The sequence below is a fragment of the Gordonia sp. DT219 genome, assembly GCF_049847065.1.
In the GTDB taxonomy this organism is placed as follows: domain Bacteria; phylum Actinomycetota; class Actinomycetes; order Mycobacteriales; family Mycobacteriaceae; genus Gordonia.
Map to the genome: position 1 here is coordinate 586,374 of NZ_JBNCNR010000001.1, position 17,598 is coordinate 603,971.

Consider the following 17,598-nt stretch of genomic DNA (forward strand, 5'->3'; position numbering starts at 1 on the left):
CACGGGCGTGTTCACGGTGCATCAGGGCGTGAACACACGCGAAGCCGGAGGCTTCGCCGATACTAAGGAGTGCAGATGGCGCAGGAACAGACCAAGCGCGGTGGTGGCGGAGACGACGACGATCTCGGTTCGGATGGCGGTGCGGGTCAGGAACGACGCGAGAAGCTCGCCGAGGACACCGATGACCTGCTCGACGAGATCGACGATGTGCTCGAGGAGAACGCCGAGGACTTCGTGCGGGCCTACGTGCAGAAGGGCGGCCAGTGAGCGACAGGTTCGATTCACTGCTCCCCGATCCCACCCGACGACCGGCATTTTCCCTTGGCGCGGACATCTCCTCGTTCAGTGATTTTCTCCGGGTCCATGCACCAGAGCAGTTGCCCTCCACTCGCGCCCAGCAGATGAGTACCTTCAGCGGTTCCCCGGACACCTCCGACATTCCTCACGGCACCACCATCGTGGCCGTCAGCTACCCGGGCGGTGTCGTGCTCGCCGGTGATCGGCGCGCGACGATGGGAAATCTGATCGCCACGCGTGATGTGCAGAAGGTCTACATCACCGACGAGTATTCGGCGGCCGGTATCGCCGGTACCGCGGGTATCGCGATCGAGATGGTCCGGTTGTTCACCGTCGAGCTCGAACACTACGAGAAGATCGAGGGTGTGCCGCTGACGCTCGACGGCAAGGTCAGCCGGCTCGCGTCGATGGTGCGCGGCAATCTCGGTGCGGCACTTCAAGGTTTGGCGGCGGTCCCGCTGCTCGTCGGCTACGACATCGACCACGACGATCCGACCGAACGCGGCCGGATCTTCTCCTTCGACGTCGCCGGTGACCGGCACGAAGAGTCCGCCGGTTACACCTCGATCGGCTCGGGTTCGGTTTTCGCGAAGTCGTCGTTGAAGAAGCTCTACCGTCGTGATCTCGATGCCGAGGGCGCACTTGCGGTTGCGATCGAAGCGCTCTACGACGCCGCCGACGACGACACCGCCACCGGCGGCCCGGACCTCGTCCGCAAGATCTTCCCGCTGGCGGTCATCGTCGGCGCGGACGGCGCACATGATGTGGAGTCGGCCGCCATCGAGGCGGCTGCGCGGGTGATCATCGAACGCCGGTCCGCCGAGCACGAAGGAGAAGTGCGGTGACGTTCCCGTATTACGCCAGTGCCGAGCAGATCATGCGCGACCGCTCGGAGCTCGCGCGCAAGGGCATCGCCCGTGGCCGCAGCGTGGTCGTCCTGACCTATGCCGACGGTGTGCTGTTCGTCGCGGAGAATCCGTCGAACACGCTGCGCAAGACCAGCGAGATCTATGACCGCATCGGCTTCGCCGCAGTCGGCAAGTACAACGAGTTCGAGAGTCTGCGCAAGGCCGGCATCCAGCTCGCCGACATGCGTGGATACAGCTACGACCGCAACGACGTGTCGGCGTTGAGCCTGGCCAACACCTACGCCAACGCGCTGGGCTCGGTGTTCACCGAGCAGGCCAAGCCTTACGAGGTCGAGCTGTGCGTCGCCGAGGTGGCGCGCGCGGGCAAGCCCAAGCCGTCCCAGCTGTATCGCATCGGCTATGACGGTTCGATCGCCGATGAGACCCGCTTTCTTGTCATGGGCGGTGCCACCGAATCGATCGCGGCCGCACTGAAGGAGGCCTACGCGCCCGATCTCGAGCTGGCGCAGGCACTCTCGATGGCCGTCGAGGCGTTGTCCACCCCCGCCGATGCGGGCAACGGTGCCGCCGGCACGCCACGGGAACTGAGTCCGGGCGATCTCGAGGTCGCGATCCTCGACCGCACTCGCCCGCGTCGCGCGTTCAAGCGGCTCACCACCGCCCGGGTCGCCGAGCTCCTCGCGAGCGTCGAGGGCGGCCACGACGCCGACGGCACCGACAACGGGGCCGCCTCCCCGCACTCGCCGGGCGGATCGGGGGCAGGCGATGGTTCGGATTCCGGTGACGGCGACTCATAGGGGCCGCCGCCGGCCGGTTGCATCGCCGACCGCCTGGGCGCGCGTCCGGCGGGTCGGCGGACGTCGCCGCGGGTAGGGTTGATGACGTGCAGCGTCGAATCATGGGCATCGAGACGGAATTCGGTGTCACATGCACCTTTCACGGTCATCGTCGACTCAGTCCGGACGAGGTGGCCCGGTACCTCTTCCGGCGGGTGGTCTCGTGGGGCCGGTCGTCGAATGTCTTTCTGCAGAACGGGGCGCGTCTCTACCTCGACGTGGGTTCGCATCCCGAGTACGCCACCGCCGAGTGTGACGGGCTGGTGCAGCTCATCACTCACGACCGCGCCGGCGAACTCGTCCTCGAGGATCTGCTGATCGATGCCGAACAGCGACTCGCCGACGAGGGCATCGGTGGTGACATCTACCTGTTCAAGAACAACACCGACTCGGCGGGCAACTCCTACGGTTGCCACGAGAACTATCTCGTGGTGCGTGCCGGTGAGTTCTCCCGCATCTCCGACGTGCTGCTGCCATTCCTGGTGACACGCCAGCTGATCTGCGGCGCAGGTAAGGTCCTCGCGACCCCGAAGGCCGCCACCTTCTGCCTGTCACAACGTGCCGAACACATCTGGGAGGGCGTGTCGTCGGCGACCACCCGTTCGCGGCCGATCATCAACACCCGTGACGAGCCGCACGCCGATGCCGAGAAGTACCGGCGCCTGCATGTCATCGTCGGTGACTCCAACATGGCGGAGATGACCACCATGCTGAAGGTGGGATCGGCCGCCCTGGTGCTGGAGATGATCGAGGCGGGCGTGGTGTTCCGGGATTTCGCGCTGGACAACCCGATTCGGGCCATCCGAGAGGTGAGCCACGACCCGACCGGGCGCCGGCCGGTGCGGTTGGCCGGCGGCCGCCAGGCCACCGCCTTGGACATCCAGCGCGAGTATCACGCGCGGGCCGTCGAGCATCTGGTCAATCGCCGGCCGGATCCGGAGATGGACATGGTCGTCGATTTGTGGGGCCGCATGCTCGACGCCGTGGAAGCCGACGACTTCTCCGCGGTCGACACCGAGATCGACTGGGTGATCAAGCGCAAACTTTTCCAGCGTTACGAGGATAAATACTCGATGGATCTGTCGGATCCGAAGATCGCTCAGCTCGACCTCGCCTATCACGACATCAAACGTGGCCGTGGTGTCTTCGACGTCCTCGCCCGCAAGGGTCTGGTCCGGCGGATCACCACCGACGAGGCGATCAAGACCGCGGTCAACGAGCCACCGCAGACCACCCGGGCCAAGTTGCGGGGTGACTTCATCTCGGCCGCCCAGAAGGCCGGCCGCGATTTCACCGTCGACTGGGTCCACCTCAAGCTGAACGATCAGGCACAACGGACGGTGCTGTGCAAAGACCCGTTCCGGTCCGTCGACGAGCGCGTCGAACGCCTGATCGCGTCCATGTGAGTCGTAGGCTCGACCGGTGGCACCATCCAAGACGTCGTCCTCTGAGTCGGCGGTACGCAAGACCTCGAAAGTGGAGCGGCTGCTCAACCTGGTCATCTGTCTGCTGGCCACCCGCCAGTTCGTGACCGCGGACTACATCCGCCGCAGCGTCGTCGGATACAACGACGAGGGACAGTCGGTCGAGGCGTTCAACCGAATGTTCGAGCGCGACAAGACCGAGCTGCGCGAACTCGGTATCCCGCTGGTCACCGGTCCATCGGTGGTGGGCCAGGGACATGACGGGTACCGCATCAATCGGGACAGCTATGCATTGCCCGAACTTTCCTTCGACCGCGACGAGGCCGCAGCGATCGCCATGGCCGCAACCCTTTGGGATACGCCCGAGATCTCGGCCATCAGCCAGACCGCCGTCCTGAAGTTGCGTGCCGCCGGGTTCGACGTGCGCGCCGATGACGAGATCGGCGTCTCCGCAGGAGATTCGCCCCGTTCGATGGGGAGTGAGGCGACGCTGGGTGCGCTGCTGACCGCGATCGAGGCCCAGCGTCCGGTCACTTTCACCTACCGGGCCGGCTCGGGTTCGGCAGGGGTGACCCGCACCCTCGAACCGTGGGGTGTGGTGACTCACCGTGGCCGCTGGTATGTGGTGGGCCATGACCGTGGTCGTGACGACACCCGAACCTTTCGTCTCAGCCGGGTCACCGAGGTCGTTGCCATCGATGCCCCGGGTTCGGTGGTGGTGCCCGCGGACACCGATCTGCAGCAGATCGTTGCCGCCGCCGTCGATTCGGCCGCCGGATCAGACGGTCGCACCGCACGCGTATGGGTGGCCGCAGATCATGCCGCCGGACTGCGGCGTCTGGCGCAGCGCAGTGAACCGATGGAGTACGCCGACGCGTCCGGCGATGTCCTCGACATCGAGATCAGTTCGGTGACGACGCTGGCGCGGATGGTTCTCGGCGCCGGGGCCGACGCGGTGGTGCTGTCACCGCCGGAGCTACGTGACCTCGTCATCGGCGCGCTCGACACGATGGCGCGGGTGCGTGCGTAATGGCCTCCGCTGCGCCATCCCGGCTGAGCCGGCTACTCGCGCTCGTACCGTATTTCCTTGCCCACGACGGGATTCCGATCGATCAGGCCGCGGCCGATCTCGGTGTCACGGTGCGGCAGCTGACCAAGGACCTCGAGCAGTTGTTCGTCTGCGGGCTGCCGGGCTACTACCCGGACGACCTGATCGAGCTCGAGTTCAGTGAAGGGCACGTCCACGTCGGCTTCGCCGCCGGCATGGATCGCCCGCTGCGGCTGACCCCGACCGAGGCCAGCATCATGTTGGTCGCGTTGCGCGCGCTCGTCGACACCCCGGGCATCGTGGACCGGGAGGCCGCCGGGCGGGCCATCGCGAAGATCGAGCAGGCCGTCGGCACGCCCGCCCCGGACGCCCAGGGCGGGCACGGCAGGACTTCGGTCGCCTCGGCCTCCGGCGCCGAACTGACCGAGTCCCCCCGCTATCGCACCGTCCGCGAGGCCGTCCGCGCCGATCGCGCGCTGTCGCTGAACTACTATTCGGCCACCCGCGATGTCGTGACCCGCCGGATCGTCGACCCGATCTCGTTGCAGGCCGTCGACAACCACACCTACCTGCAGGCCTGGTGCCGGGAGAGTGAGGGTGTGCGGCTGTTCCGCTTCGACCGCATCGACGACGCCGAGATGCTCGACGAGCCCGCGGCGCCGCCCGAGCAGGCCCGCCACAGCCCGCAGTCGCCGATACTCGCCGGAAATCCCGATCTGCCCACGGCGCTCATCGACATCGACCCATCCGAACTGTGGATTCTGGACTACTACACCGTCGAACCCCTCGAACCGATCGAGTCGCGCCCCGATCCCACGCTGCCGGTGCGGGCCCGCATCGTCTACGGTTCGCCGCGTTGGCTCACCCGCTTTCTGCTCGGTTTCGGCGGTCGGATCCGCGTCGTCGACGACGCCGACCTTGCGGCCGCAATCGGTGAGGACGCCGCGCGGGCCCTCGCGCGGTACGATGACCACCGGGCCGACTGAAGACGGGGAAAGGTTTTCCAATGGGTGCAATGTCATGGTGGCACTGGGTCATCGTGCTGGTGGTTCTGGTTCTGCTGTTCGGATCGAAGAAGCTTCCCGATGCGGCGCGTGGCCTCGGCCAGTCGCTGCGGATCTTCAAGAGTGAGGTCCAGGAGATGCAGAAGGATGGTGAGCCCGAGCCGACGAAGACCGCCGAGCCGGAGCCGCCACGCGAATTGTCGGCGTCGGCGGAGCGGCCAACGCACGATGCCGCGGCCGACAACACGAAGAAGTCTGCTTAGGCGCGTACGGAGTGCGGATCCCTCTCGACCCGCGTAAGCGACAACGCAAGCTCAACCCCGACGGCACGATGCCGTTGACCGAGCATCTGCAGGAGCTTCGATACCGGCTGCTCATAGCGTTGAGCGCGATCGTGATCACCACGATTGTCGGCTTTATCTGGTACTCACATGGCGCCCTCGGCATCTCGTCGCTGGGCGATCTCCTGCGCGAACCATACTGCTCGTTGCCTGCCTCGACGCGCGCGACGCTCACACCCGACGGCGCCTGCCGGCTGCTGGCGACCGGACCCTTTGATCAGTTCATGTTGCGCCTCAAGGTCGGGCTCACCGCCGGTCTCGTTCTCGCGTGCCCGGTCTGGCTGTTCCAGATCTGGCAATTCGTCACTCCCGGTATGCATGCGAACGAGCGCAAGTACGCGATGGGGTTCGTGTCGGCGGCAGCGGTGCTGTTCGTCGGCGGTGCCGTACTCGCGTACATGGTGGTCGCCAAGGCGTTCCACTTCCTGCTGACCGTCGGCAACGATGTGCAGGTGACGGCCCTCGCCGGCGACCAGTACTTCGGGTTCATGATCCACCTGTTGATCATCTTCGGCGTCAGCTTCGAGTTGCCGTTGCTGATCGTGGCGCTCAACCTCGTCGGCGCCGTCAGCTATCAGAAGCTGAAGGCGTGGCGCCGCGGACTGGTCTTCACCATGTTCGTTTTCGCCGCCGTCGTCACACCCGGCCAGGACCCGTTCACGATGCTCTCGCTCTCGGTCGCGTTGACGGTGCTCCTGGAGCTGGCGATCCAGATCGCGCGTATCAACGATCGCCGCAAGGCTCGGCGCGCCGCGGAGTGGGAGGCTCTGTCGGACGATGAGGCCAGCTCGATCCCGGCGCCGTCACCGCGGCCGGCGGCCTCACCGCTGCCCGCCACCACCGGTACGACGACGCCGACCACCGGCTATGCGTCGTCGTCCCGGACGAATGCCGCGCAGTCCTTCGACGATGTTCTCTGACCTGCCGAAGCGTTCGGTGACCGGCGCGGTGGTGGGCCACTGTCGGCTCACAGTGACATGCTGGAGTCGATGAATCCCTCCGAACCTCTGGAGTCGACGACTCCCGCCGGTCCCGTCGTCACGAATCCGGTCACCGCCGGCCGACCGCAGAACCGGTCCGCCGGTTCGGCCTTCGATGCCTTTTCCGCCCGCCTCGACTTCGGTCTCGACGACTTCCAGGTCCGCGCGTGTCACGCTCTCGAGGGCGGACACGGCGTCCTCGTTTGTGCCCCGACCGGCGCCGGTAAGACGATCGTCGGCGAGTTCGCGGTGCACTTGGCGCTGGCGGCCGGCACCAAATGCTTCTACACGACGCCGATCAAGGCGTTGAGCAACCAGAAGTATGCCGATCTGGTCGCCGTGTACGGGGCCGCATCGGTGGGTCTGCTCACCGGCGACACGTCGATCAACTCCGATGCGCCGGTCGTCGTGATGACCACCGAGGTCGTGCGCAACATGATCTACGCGAACTCCCCGGCGCTGGTCGGGCTGTCACATGTGGTGATGGACGAGGTGCATTTCCTCGCCGACCGATTCCGCGGTGCGGTCTGGGAAGAGGTCATCCTGCATCTGGAATCATCGGTGCGGGTCGTCAGCCTGTCGGCCACGGTCAGCAACGCCGAAGAATTCGGCGAATGGATCCAGACTGTGCGCGGCGACACCACGGTGATCGTCGACGACCATCGCCCCGTGCCACTGACACAGCACATGCTGGTCGGCAGCCGGCTGTTCGACCTATTTGACACGCGCACCGCCTCGGGCCCGGGCCGGCCCAAGGTCAATCCCGAACTCAAGCGTTTCATCCGTAACCGCGTGCTAATGGCCGATGACGACGATCGAGGCGGCCGGGGAGATCGGGGCCCTCGGTCGCGCCCGCGTCGTAACGCCGGCCCGCCGCGACCGCAGGTGGTTTCCCGTCTCGAACGCGAGGGCCTGCTGCCGGCGATCGGATTCATCTTCTCGCGGGCGGGGTGTGACGGCGCGTTGGCGCAGTGTCTGCGGTCAGGCCTGAACCTGCTTGCGCCCGACCAGGCCGCCGCGGTCGACGAAGTGGTGGATCGGCACCTGACGGAGTTGTCACCGGCCGACGCCGAGGTTCTCGGGGTCGCCGAATGGCGTGCGGGATTGCGTCGCGGTTTCGCCGCGCATCACGCGGGTCTCCTGCCGACCTTCCGCCATACCGTCGAAGAACTGTTCGTCCGTGGTCTGGTGCGTATGGTCTTCGCCACCGAGACGCTCGCGCTGGGCATCAACATGCCCGCACGGTCGGTGGTGCTCGAGCGACTGGTGAAGTTCAACGGCGAGGCGCATGTCGATCTCAGTCCCGGCGAGTTCACGCAGCTCACCGGGCGGGCCGGACGCCGCGGTATCGACGTCGAGGGACACGCGATCATCGTGTGGTCGCCCGAGTTGGTGCCCGAACAGGTCGCCGGGCTCGCCGGCGCCCGGACTTTTCCGCTGCGTAGTTCCTTTGCCCCCGAATACAACATGGCCGTGAACTTGATCGGACGACTGGGGATCGAGGGCTCGCGCGACCTCCTGAACCGGTCGTTCGCGCAATTCCAGGCCGATCGGTCGGTGGTCGGCCAGGCCCGCAAGGTCGATGAGATGACCCGGCAGCTGCGTCGCCTCGACGTCGAACTGGCCGGCGCCGCGCAGCATCACGGAATCGACCCGGGCCCCATCGGACCGGAGGGACCCGACGAGGTGTCCGGGTCGGCCCCTGATGACCTCTACGCCGGGTTCCTCGGCTACATCACGTTGCGCGAGGACATCCGCCACCGCGAACGCGAGCTCAGGTTCCGGCGCCGCATCGACACGCGCGACGGCATCGCCGACGAACTCACCGCACTCAAACGGGGTGCGGTGATCGGCGTGCCCACCGGACGCCATCGGGGTCTGGCGGTTGTCCTGGAGACCGCCGGGCAACCCGTCGACCCCAAGCCGCTCGTATTGACCGAGGACGCCTGGTGCGGCCGGATCGGGGTCGGCGACTTCATCAACCCGCCCGAGGTGCTCGGGGGGATGCGGTTGCCACGTAACCCCGATCGGCGTACCGGGCGGGGACGCCGCGACCTGGCATCGGCCCTGCGCTCGACGGGCATCGACATGCCGCGTGGCCGGGGGAACAAGAAGCGTGCCGATGCCGCCGACGATGCCGAGCTACGGCGTCTCCGGCAACGGCTGAAGGCGCATCCGGCCCACCACGTCGAGGCCTCGGACGAGCTCTTCCGCCTGGCCGAACGCCGAAACCGGCTATTGCGCGACATCGTCGACGCCGAGCAACGCATCGGGGCGCGTACCTCGACGCTCGGCGTCACCTTCGATCACATCGTCGGGGTGCTGGGTGAACTGAACTATCTCGAGTACACCGGCGACACCGTCCGGGTCACCCCGACCGGGGAAGTACTCGGTCGGATCTACAGCGAGAGTGATCTGCTGGTCACCGAATGCATTCGGGCAGGTATCTGGGATCGGTTGTCGCCGTCGGATCTCGCCGCGATGGTCGCGTCGTTGGTGTTCGAATCACGCCGGGAGAGCTATGCCGGGGCCGACGCATTGCCGGGAAACACCGCGCTGCGGACCGCCATGGCCGAGACGATCGGCATCTGGCGGACGGTGACCGAAGTGGAGTCGCGTCATCATGTGCCGCCGACCCGGGAACCCGACACGGGCTTCTCGGTGGCCATCTCGTTGTGGGTGGCGGGCCGGTCGCTCACCGAGTCGCTCGCCGCCGCCGGAGAACGTGGTCATCTGCTCTCCCCGGGCGATTTCGTGCGATGGAATCGTCAGGTCGTCGATCTGCTGGAACAGATCCGCCTGTGTGTCGGTCCGGACTCACCGCTGGCACGGCCGGCGCGGTCGGCAGTCGATGCGATCCGGCGGGGCGTCGTCGCCGCCGAGCTCGGGTGATAGACGCCCATCGGCCATCCGACCGACGCGGAGGCCGGGCCAGGGTTTCGGTGAGTGATTGTGGGACGTGGCTGGGGTAATGTTCGTTGCGCATCGGGGCCGGTGCCCGACCTTTCTCGCTGACCTCAGCGCGGAGGCCGTGCACTCGGCGGGGGGACTCACCGGCCTTGAGATCAGACGTTCAGCGATCGGGTGCGCGCAGGCCAGATACGGTTGGCCGGGCGGCACAGCGAAGGCGGGAGACCACACATGAGCAACCCCTACGATCCCAACAATCCCGCGTCTCCGTATCCGGGCAATCCCGCCCCGAACACCCCAGAGCCGACCAACCCGGACCCGAACAACTCAAATCCGGGCGATGCGGGCACTGACGGAAAGACCGAGGTTGTGGGAATCCCGGGACAAGGTCCCCAGCCGCCGCAGGCGCCGCCGACGACCGCGGCGCCGACGCCCGGATTCGGTTATCCGCCTGCCCCGGGTCAAACCCCATCTCCGGGTCAGACCCCGGCGCCGTCGTACGGGACTCCGGCCACGCCGCCCGGCGCCGGTTCGAATCCGCAGTACAACCCCACCCAGATGGCCCAGACGAGTCAGCCCCAGCCCGGTCAATCCCAGCCCGGTCAATCCCAGCCCGGTCAATCCCAGCCCGGTCAATCCCAGCCCGGTCAATCCCAGCCCGGTCAGCCCCAGCCCGGTCAGCCCCAGCCCGGTCAGCCCCAGCCCGGTCAGCCCCAGCCGGGTTACGGCACCGATCCGTCGGCCGGCCAGTATGGTCAGCCGGCGGGCACACCGTATGCGGGTTCGCCCGCGCAACCAGGTCAGTACGGCCAGCCCGGGCAGGGCAGCAGTCCCTACGGTCAGCCGAGTGCGCAGCCGGGCGCTCCCTACGGTCAGCAACCATCGGCCGGAGCATACGGTCAGCAGCCTCCTGGCGCATACGGCCAGCCGGGGACGGCACCCCTGGGCGCCCAGAGCCAGCCTGGTGGTGGTGGCCAGTACGGTCAACCCGGCCAGTACGGTCAGCAACCCGGCCAGTACGGTCAGCAACCAGGCCAATACGGGCAGCCGGGCCAATACGGGCAACAACCGGGCCAATACGGGCAGGCGGCCCAGTCAGGTCCATATGGTCCCTACGGTGCACCGGGGGATCAGTTCGCCGGGATGGCACAGCCACCCCAGAAAAAGGGACTGTGGAAGGCGTTGATCGCCGGCGGAGCCGTGCTCATCATCGCTGCGGTTGTCATCGTCGTCACCGGCTGGCTGTGGTGGTGGCCGCACGAACTCGATCAGACCGCCGCCCAGAACGGCGTGAAGCAGGTCCTTACCGAGCAGTACCAGGCCAGTGACGTCTCCAAGGTGAGCTGTCCCTCAGGTCAGAAGGTGAAGAAGGGCAATTCCTTCACATGCACCGCGACGGTCGGCGGGCAGCAACAGAAGGTCAAGGTCACCTTCCTCGACGACGACGGCAAATATCAGGTCGCCAGGCCGACGAGCTGACCATCAGCTCGGTCCGCTTGCCGCGACGCTCATGGCGTCCCAGCCCAGCGCCTTGGCCAGCCTGCCCACCGACGCGCCGATTCCGAGTTCGGTGACGAGTTCGGCCAACCGCGCCTGGTCAGCGGGTGCATCGGGTAGGCGGCCATCGTCGGAGCTGTCGATGGTCTCGGCGTCGGTCCGCACAAAGACCACCGTTCGCGCCGCACGCAGATAATCGACAGAGTCGTTGAGCGCCTTGCGATTTCGTTTGGTCAATGCCGAGGATGCGTCGGCGGCCGCCACCTCGAGTCCGTCGAGGTCACCGTATTCGTTCATGAGTTTCGCGGCGGTCTTCTCGCCGATCCCACTGACACCGGGCAGCCCGTCGGACGGATCGCCGCGCAGGATCGACATCTCCGCATAGGCGGCGCCGGCCCGTTGGGGTGGTAGCGCGTACTTCGCGGCGACTTCGGCAGGCCCCATCATCTCGGCTTTCGCCAGACCCCGTCCGACGTAGAGGACGCGGACCCGCACCGGATCATCGGCGACCACCTGCAGCAGGTCGCGGTCCCCGCTGACCACGATGACGTCGTCGGCGGACTCGGCGAAGGCAAGAGTGCCGATGACATCGTCGGCCTCGCAACCGGGGGCACCGGAGGTCGCCAGCCCGGCAGCGGCGAGCACCGCGAGGATCATGTCGACCTGCGGCGTCAGCGTGTCGGGAACCTCCTCGACGTCCACTGCGCCCGGATCGGCGGTTTGCGCCACCCGGTGCGCCTTGTAGGACGGGATGAGCTCGGTACGGAAGGCCGGTCGCCAGTCGAGGTCCAGACACACGACCAGGCGTGTCGGCCGGTGCGCCGTCACCAGATTGGCGATGGTGTCGAGGAATCCGCGAACGGCGTTGACCGGTCGTCCGTCGGGCGCGGTCATCTTCTCCGGAAGGGCGAAGAACGAGCGGAACCAGAGGCTCGCGCCGTCGAGCAGCATCAGCGATCCGGTCGGCCGATCCCCGGCGTGTATGTCGGTCACGGACTCAACTCTGTCATCTGCGCGGGTCTCGATGCCATCACCCCGGCCGCGCCGGGCGGCCGCCGCCCGACGAATGCGGCGCCGCCCGGCCCATCGACTCCGCGTAGGCTGCCCGCATGACCAGCGCTTCGCGATTCGACTCGGATGTCTACCGCGCGAGAGTGTCCCGCGCGGCCCAACTGACCCGCGCCGCCGGCCTCGACGCCCTCATCGTCTCGCCCGGGCCCGACCTGCGCTATCTGGTCGGTTCGCGCGCCGAGACCTTCGAGCGTCTGACGGCATTGGTGATTCCGGCCGCCGGCGTACCGAAGCTGGTGGTGGCCCGGCTGGAGACGGCGTCGTTGCGGGAGTCGGCCGTTGCGGACCTCGACATCGACGTCGCCGACTGGGTCGACGGTCAGGACGCGCATGCACTCGCACTGGCCGGCCTTCCCGCACACCCCCACATCGCGGTCTCCGACGCGATGCCCGCGCTGCACGTGGTGCCCATCGCCGAACGCGTCGGCGCCACTCCGAGGTTGGCGACCGACGTGCTGCGCGAGCTACGAATGATCAAGGACGGCGCCGAAATCGACGCCTTACGTCGTGCCGGTGCGGCCATCGACCGGGTGCATGCCCGGATGGGCGAGTGGCTCCGGCCCGGCCGAACCGAGAAGGACATCGCCGCCGACATCGCCGCCGCGATCGTCGCCGAGGGACACACCGGTGCGGAGTTCGTGATCGTCGGTTCCGGTCCGAACGGGGCCGATCCCCATCACGAGTTCTCCGACCGGGTCGTCGCACCCAGCGACATCGTCGTCATCGACATCGGTGGCCCGGTGGAGCCGGGATACAACTCCGACTCCACCCGCACCTACTGCTTCGCGCCGCCGCCCCCCGAGATCGCCGGGGCCTACGCGGCCCTGCAGGAGGCGCAGGCGCGCGCGGTGGGTGCGGTCCGGCCCGGCATGAGGGCCGAGTCGATCGATGCAGAAGCCCGGGACCTCCTGCGCGACAAGGGATTCGGTGACAACTTCATCCACCGCACCGGCCATGGGATCGGCTTGTCGGTGCACGAGGAGCCCTACATCGTCGGCGGCAACGACCTCACCCTGCGACCGGGGATGGCCTTCAGCATCGAACCGGGTGTGTACTTCCCGGGTCAATGGGGTGCCCGCATCGAGGACATCGTGCTCGTCACCGACGACGGGTGCGAGCCGCTGAACTCCCGCCCGCACGACCTCGTCGTGCTCTAGACGCCACACGTCGATGAGAGTTCAGCCGAGCAGGGTGGTCGACCCCATCACCCGGCTGACCTCGACCTCGATCACCACGCGTCGCGGGTTCGGCTTGGGTCGGCGGTAGCGGGCGGCATAGCGATTTTCCGCGTCGGCGACCCGTTCGGGTTCCCGGCGCACCCGCGCCGGGCCTTCCACGGTCAGCCATCGGGGGCCGTCGACATGGGTGAGCGACGCGTAGCCACCACGTTCGACGTTACGGACCTTCTGATTGCCGTCGGAGGTGATCACCCGCGCGATGCTGTTCTCCAGGTCGTAGGTGAAGCCGACCGCCGCGACGTGGGGGGTGCCATCGGCGCGCAGGGTGGCGATGCTGGCAAGGTGGCGCTCGGCCAGAAAGGTCAGGGCAGCGGAGCCCAGGTCGACAGCGGTACGTGGCATGGGTTCACGGTAGCGAGCCCGTTTCCGTATCCGTATCCGGCCACCCGCACCGTGCGCCGGGACACCAGGCTCCCGCCGGGGGCATCTGCGCCCGGTGGAATACTGCATGACGTGGCAGATCAGCAGCGAGCACAGTCCGATCCCGGGTCGGTGGTCGTCTTCGGCGGTCGCAGCGAGATCGGGGTGGCGCTGGCCGAGAGACTCTGCACTGGTCGTGCCGTGGTCTTGGCCGCGCGCCGACCCGACGACCTCGACGCCCAACGGCAATCGTTGCTGGCCGCCGGGGCGAGCAGCGTCACCGCGGTGGCCTTCGACGCCGACGACACCGATTCCCACCCGGGCCTCATCCAGCAGATCGTGGACGAACACGGGCCGGTCGGGATAGCGATCGTCGCCTTCGGAATTCTCGGCGATCAGGTCCGCGCCGAATCCGATGTGAGCCATGCCCTGCAGATCGCACACACCGACTATCTCGCGCAGATCAGCGTCCTCACGCCACTGGCGTCGGCACTGCGCGAGCAACGCAGCGGCACGATCATCGTGTTCTCCTCGGTGGCCGGTATCCGCGTCCGGCGCGCCAACTATGTGTACGGGTCCACCAAGGCCGGTCTCGACGGATTCGCCGGCGGGCTCGCGGATGCATTGCACGGCAGTGGTGTTCGGCTTCTGCTGGCCCGACCGGGCTTTGTGGTCGGGAATATGACCGCCGATCTGATGGCCGCGGGCACCAAACCGGCACCGTTGTCGGTGACCGCCGACGAGGTGGCCGATGCGGTCGCCCGGGCCTATCGCAAGGGGCGCGGCGAGGTGTGGGTCCCGGCCGCGTTGCGTCCGCTGTTCGTCGGGATGCGGATGATTCCGCGGGCGATCTGGCGACGGCTGCCACGATGAGTGCCGCAACACCAGGCTTCGTCGTGGTCGGTATCGGCGCCGACGGCTGGGACGGTTTGTCGCCGCGGGTCCGGGCCGAATTGCGCTCGGCGGCAGTGATCCTCGGGTCGCAGCGGCAACTGGATCTGCTGCCGGCGCTACCGGCCACCACGATCGCCTGGCGGTCACCGATGTCAGCGCATCTCGACGCAGTGCTCACCGGCGCTCCGGGTGCGGTGCCGGCCTCCCCGCGGGTTCATCTGCTCGCCAGCGGCGACCCGATGTTCCACGGTCTCGGTGCCACGGTTGTGCGGGCCGTCGGAGCCGAGCGAGTCGAGGTGTTCCCCGCGGTCTCGAGTGCCTCGCTCGCGTGTGCGCATCTCGGCTGGGATCTCGCCGAGGTGGCCGTCGTCAGTGCCGTGACCGCCGATCCCGAGATCATCCTCACCGAGGTCACCGACGGCCGCCGCGTGCTCGTCTTGAGCCGGGACGCGTCGACACCGGCTCGCGTCGCGGAACTGCTTGCGGCACACGGATTCGGCGATTCGACGTTCACGGTTCTCGCGCAACTCGGTGGTCCGCGCCAACAGGTCACCGCGTCCCGCGTGGGCAGCTGGGATCCCGGCGCGCGCGTCGATCCGCTGAATGTGATCGCCGTCGACTGTATCGGGCCACGCCGGTCGGCCCTGCCCGGTCGCGGCGAGGACGGATTCGACCATGACGGCCAGATCACCAAATCGACGATCCGCGCGCTGACCGTGTGTGCGTTGGCCCCGGCGGGCCGACAGACCCTGTGGGACATCGGATCCGGATCCGGCGCTGTCGCGATCGAGTGGTTGCGCGCCGATCCCGGCGGCCGGGCGGTCGCCTTCGAGCAGGACCAGACCCGGTCCGCACGGATCGTCGCCAACGCCCGGCGCCATGGCGTGTCGAGCCGGATCGGCCTCCGCGGCGCCGCACCCGCCGCGTTTTCCGATTCCGCCACCGAGACCGATACTCCGGATGCAGTGTTCGTCGGCGGCGGACTCGACGCGGCGCTGTTGGCTGCCGCGTGGGCGGCACTGCGTCCCGGTGGGCGTCTCGTCGCCAACGCCGTCACCATCGAGAGCCAGAGCCTGCTCGCCGACTGGCACCGCACTCATGCCGGAACCTTGCGTCGGGTGGCCGTTGACACCGCCGCCCCCCTTGGCCGTTACCTGGCCTGGCGGCCGGCCCTGCCGATCGTGACGTGGGCGGGCACCAAACCATCGGACACCGAATCGGGGTCCATCCCATCGGGGGCATCATGACGCTGTACCTGATCGGTGCCGGTCCCGGCGCCGCTGACCTCATCACCGTGCGCGGTGCGCGAATCCTGGGCCGGTGCCAGACGTGTCTGGTGGCCGGTTCGCTGGTGCCCGACGAGATCCTGGAATTGTGCCCGGCCGACACCGAGATCATCGACACGGCACGGATGCCGTTGGGGCAGATCATCTCCCACATCGTCGACGCCGACCGGGCCGGTCACGATGTGGCGCGTCTGCACTCGGGCGATCTGTCGTTGTATTCGGCGGTCACCGAGCAGGTCACTGCGGTGCGTGCAGCCGGGATCGACGTGCAGTGGGTACCGGGGGTCCCGGCGTTCGCCGCCGCCGCCTCGGCGTTGGAAAACGAATTGACCGTGCCCGGAATCGGTCAGAGCCTGCTCGTCACCCGGGTGTCGACGCTGTCGACGGATATGCCGGCGGGGGAGGAGCTCGACGCCCTGGCCGCCACCGGCGTGACCCTGGCCCTGCATCTTGCCGCGCATCGGACCGAGCAGATCGCCGCGACTCTTGTCCCGCACTACGGAGCCGACTGCCCGACCGCCACAGTAGCTTTCGCCTCGCGCTCCGATCAGCAGATCGTTCGTTGCCGCCTGGCCGACCTGCCGACGGCACTCACCGACGCCGGGATCCGGCGCACCGCGGTGATCTTCGTGGGCCGTGTTCTCGCCGCCGCCGACCATCCCGCCCGCCTCGACAGCTACCTGTACTCGCAGGCCCGGATGACCAAGTTGCGCACCGATTCCCGGCACGCCCACACAGACGGTCCGGGAGACGGGTCCCGGTCCCGGTGAACGCTCCACCGCCGCCGGTCGACGGATCCGTGTTGATCCTCGGTGGTACCGGCGAGGCCCGCGACCTCGCGTCGGCGCTACGGACCGCCGACGTGCCGGTCATCAGTTCGCTCGCCGGGCGCGTCGCGCGCCCCCGGTTGCCGGAGGGGCCGGTACGCATCGGGGGTTTCGGCGGGGTCGCCGGACTCGCCTCGTGGTTGGCGGACAACACGATCCGCGCCGTCGTCGACGCCACCCACCCGTTCGCGGCCACCATCACCGCGCACGCGGTCGCGGCGTGCGCGGCCACCGGGGTGCCCTTGGTGCGGCTGCGTCGCCCGGCATGGAGCCCGCGCCCGGACGACGACTGGCTCCCCGTGCGCGACATCGCAGGCGCGGCCACCGCGGTCGCCGGGCACCGTGGACGCGTCCTGCTCACCACCGGCCGCCAGGACGTGGACGCGTTCGTCGGCAACTCCTCGGCCTGGTTCCTGATCCGCGTCGTCGACCCACCGACCGGGGACCTGCCTGCGCGTCACGAGATCCTGCGATCCCGCGGGCCTTATGATCTCGTGGCCGAACACCGACTGCTGCAGGCCAATCGGATCGATACACTCGTCACCAAAAATAGCGGGGGAGTGCTGACCCGGCCCAAGCTCGACGCGGCCCGCGAACTGGGAATCCGGGTGATCATCGTCGAGCGGCCGACCGAACCGGTCGGCCTCATCGCGGTAGACGATGTCGGTGCCGCCGCCGCGTGGGTCGGTGAGCGGGTCCGCTGACCCCGCGCCGTC

The 17,598-nt window shown here is 67.9% G+C and carries 17 protein-coding genes; 15 read left to right on the forward strand and 2 right to left on the reverse strand.

Annotated features, from left to right (window positions below):
- Positions 1-75 precede the first annotated feature (75 nt).
- The 10 genes from ACPXB3_RS02815 to ACPXB3_RS02860 all read left to right on the forward strand — a co-directional run bounded on the left by ACPXB3_RS02815 (position 76) and on the right by ACPXB3_RS02860 (position 11,188).
- Complete coding sequence (locus ACPXB3_RS02815; RefSeq protein ID WP_425702686.1) at positions 76-267, forward strand: ubiquitin-like protein Pup; 192 nt, start codon at positions 76-78, stop codon at positions 265-267.
- On the forward strand, positions 264-1,142 hold the full coding sequence (gene prcB, locus ACPXB3_RS02820) for a proteasome subunit beta (RefSeq protein ID WP_425726268.1): 879 nt from the start codon (positions 264-266) through the stop codon (positions 1,140-1,142). The genes ACPXB3_RS02815 and prcB overlap by 4 nt, the downstream gene beginning before the upstream one ends.
- A complete protein-coding gene (gene prcA / locus ACPXB3_RS02825) occupies positions 1,139-1,963 on the forward strand; it encodes a proteasome subunit alpha (protein WP_425726270.1) in 825 nt (274 codons plus the stop codon). Before prcB ends, prcA begins: the two co-directional genes overlap by 4 nt.
- An 86-nt stretch (positions 1,964-2,049) precedes the next feature.
- Complete coding sequence (gene pafA, locus ACPXB3_RS02830; RefSeq protein WP_425702681.1) at positions 2,050-3,408, forward strand: Pup--protein ligase; 1,359 nt, start codon at positions 2,050-2,052, stop codon at positions 3,406-3,408.
- 16 nt (positions 3,409-3,424) lie between these two features.
- Positions 3,425-4,456 (forward strand): helix-turn-helix transcriptional regulator, encoded by a 1,032-nt coding sequence (locus ACPXB3_RS02835; RefSeq protein ID WP_425726272.1) that lies wholly within the window; start codon positions 3,425-3,427, stop codon positions 4,454-4,456.
- Complete coding sequence (locus tag ACPXB3_RS02840; protein WP_425702677.1) at positions 4,456-5,460, forward strand: helix-turn-helix transcriptional regulator; 1,005 nt, start codon at positions 4,456-4,458, stop codon at positions 5,458-5,460. The genes ACPXB3_RS02835 and ACPXB3_RS02840 overlap by 1 nt, the downstream gene beginning before the upstream one ends.
- 20 nt (positions 5,461-5,480) lie before the next feature.
- Positions 5,481-5,741 (forward strand): Sec-independent protein translocase subunit TatA, encoded by a 261-nt coding sequence (tatA, locus tag ACPXB3_RS02845; protein ID WP_425702675.1) that lies wholly within the window; start codon positions 5,481-5,483, stop codon positions 5,739-5,741.
- A gap of 11 nt (positions 5,742-5,752) precedes the next feature.
- A complete protein-coding gene (gene tatC / locus ACPXB3_RS02850; RefSeq protein ID WP_425702674.1) occupies positions 5,753-6,739 on the forward strand; it encodes a twin-arginine translocase subunit TatC in 987 nt (328 codons plus the stop codon).
- A gap of 69 nt (positions 6,740-6,808) precedes the next feature.
- Positions 6,809-9,691 carry a DEAD/DEAH box helicase gene (locus ACPXB3_RS02855; RefSeq protein WP_425726274.1) on the forward strand — a complete coding sequence of 961 codons (2,883 nt, stop codon included), beginning with the start codon at positions 6,809-6,811 and terminating at the stop codon, positions 9,689-9,691.
- A 249-nt stretch (positions 9,692-9,940) separates the two neighbouring features.
- The gene (locus tag ACPXB3_RS02860; RefSeq protein ID WP_425726276.1) at positions 9,941-11,188 is read left to right on the forward strand and encodes a DUF4333 domain-containing protein; all 1,248 of its coding nucleotides are present in this window, start codon (positions 9,941-9,943) and stop codon (positions 11,186-11,188) included.
- Between the two features lie 3 nt (positions 11,189-11,191).
- Here ACPXB3_RS02860 and ACPXB3_RS02865 read toward each other — a convergent pair whose 3' ends face one another.
- Positions 11,192-12,157, reverse strand: a complete 966-nt coding sequence (locus ACPXB3_RS02865) for a 5'-3' exonuclease (RefSeq protein WP_425702932.1) — start codon at positions 12,155-12,157, stop codon at positions 11,192-11,194.
- Positions 12,158-12,315: 158 nt separating this feature from the next.
- On the opposite strand from ACPXB3_RS02865, the gene ACPXB3_RS02870 reads away from it, so the two are divergent.
- Positions 12,316-13,434: a M24 family metallopeptidase gene (locus tag ACPXB3_RS02870; RefSeq protein ID WP_425726278.1), complete on the forward strand. Its 1,119-nt coding sequence runs from the start codon at positions 12,316-12,318 to the stop codon at positions 13,432-13,434.
- A gap of 21 nt (positions 13,435-13,455) precedes the next feature.
- On the opposite strand, the gene ACPXB3_RS02875 is transcribed toward ACPXB3_RS02870, so the two are convergent.
- Positions 13,456-13,857: a PPOX class F420-dependent oxidoreductase gene (locus tag ACPXB3_RS02875; protein WP_425702667.1), complete on the reverse strand. Its 402-nt coding sequence runs from the start codon at positions 13,855-13,857 to the stop codon at positions 13,456-13,458.
- A 102-nt stretch (positions 13,858-13,959) separates the two neighbouring features.
- Here ACPXB3_RS02875 and ACPXB3_RS02880 point away from each other — a divergent pair, with 102 nt between their 5' ends.
- Genes ACPXB3_RS02880 through ACPXB3_RS02895 form a run of 4 tightly spaced genes read left to right on the forward strand, consistent with a single transcriptional unit; the run spans position 13,960 to position 17,586 of the window.
- A complete protein-coding gene (locus tag ACPXB3_RS02880; protein WP_425702931.1) occupies positions 13,960-14,748 on the forward strand; it encodes an SDR family NAD(P)-dependent oxidoreductase in 789 nt (262 codons plus the stop codon).
- On the forward strand, positions 14,745-16,016 hold the full coding sequence (gene cbiE, locus ACPXB3_RS02885) for a precorrin-6y C5,15-methyltransferase (decarboxylating) subunit CbiE (protein WP_425726280.1): 1,272 nt from the start codon (positions 14,745-14,747) through the stop codon (positions 16,014-16,016). Before ACPXB3_RS02880 ends, cbiE begins: the two co-directional genes overlap by 4 nt.
- Positions 16,013-16,825: a cobalt-precorrin-4/precorrin-4 C(11)-methyltransferase gene (locus tag ACPXB3_RS02890; protein WP_425726282.1), complete on the forward strand. Its 813-nt coding sequence runs from the start codon at positions 16,013-16,015 to the stop codon at positions 16,823-16,825. Before cbiE ends, ACPXB3_RS02890 begins: the two co-directional genes overlap by 4 nt.
- Complete coding sequence (locus ACPXB3_RS02895) at positions 16,822-17,586, forward strand: cobalt-precorrin-6A reductase (protein WP_425702664.1); 765 nt, start codon at positions 16,822-16,824, stop codon at positions 17,584-17,586. Before ACPXB3_RS02890 ends, ACPXB3_RS02895 begins: the two co-directional genes overlap by 4 nt.
- The last annotated feature ends 12 nt before the right edge of the window (positions 17,587-17,598 follow it).

What these genes read in the sequence shown, in the direction of transcription:
- ACPXB3_RS02815 (WP_425702686.1), top strand. Translation starts at nt 76, where the DNA reads ATGGCGCAGGAACAGACCAAGCGCGGTGGTGGCGGAGACGACGACGAT.
- ACPXB3_RS02840 (WP_425702677.1), top strand. Translation starts at nt 4,456, where the DNA reads ATGGCCTCCGCTGCGCCATCCCGGCTGAGCCGGCTACTCGCGCTCGTA.
- tatA (WP_425702675.1), top strand. Translation starts at nt 5,481, where the DNA reads ATGGGTGCAATGTCATGGTGGCACTGGGTCATCGTGCTGGTGGTTCTG.
- ACPXB3_RS02855 (WP_425726274.1), top strand. Translation starts at nt 6,809, where the DNA reads ATGAATCCCTCCGAACCTCTGGAGTCGACGACTCCCGCCGGTCCCGTC.
- ACPXB3_RS02860 (WP_425726276.1), top strand. Translation starts at nt 9,941, where the DNA reads ATGAGCAACCCCTACGATCCCAACAATCCCGCGTCTCCGTATCCGGGC.
- ACPXB3_RS02865 (WP_425702932.1), bottom strand. Translation starts at nt 12,157, where the DNA reads ATGCTGCTCGACGGCGCGAGCCTCTGGTTCCGCTCGTTCTTCGCCCTT.
- ACPXB3_RS02870 (WP_425726278.1), top strand. Translation starts at nt 12,316, where the DNA reads ATGACCAGCGCTTCGCGATTCGACTCGGATGTCTACCGCGCGAGAGTG.
- ACPXB3_RS02875 (WP_425702667.1), bottom strand. Translation starts at nt 13,857, where the DNA reads ATGCCACGTACCGCTGTCGACCTGGGCTCCGCTGCCCTGACCTTTCTG.
- cbiE (WP_425726280.1), top strand. Translation starts at nt 14,745, where the DNA reads ATGAGTGCCGCAACACCAGGCTTCGTCGTGGTCGGTATCGGCGCCGAC.
- ACPXB3_RS02890 (WP_425726282.1), top strand. Translation starts at nt 16,013, where the DNA reads ATGACGCTGTACCTGATCGGTGCCGGTCCCGGCGCCGCTGACCTCATC.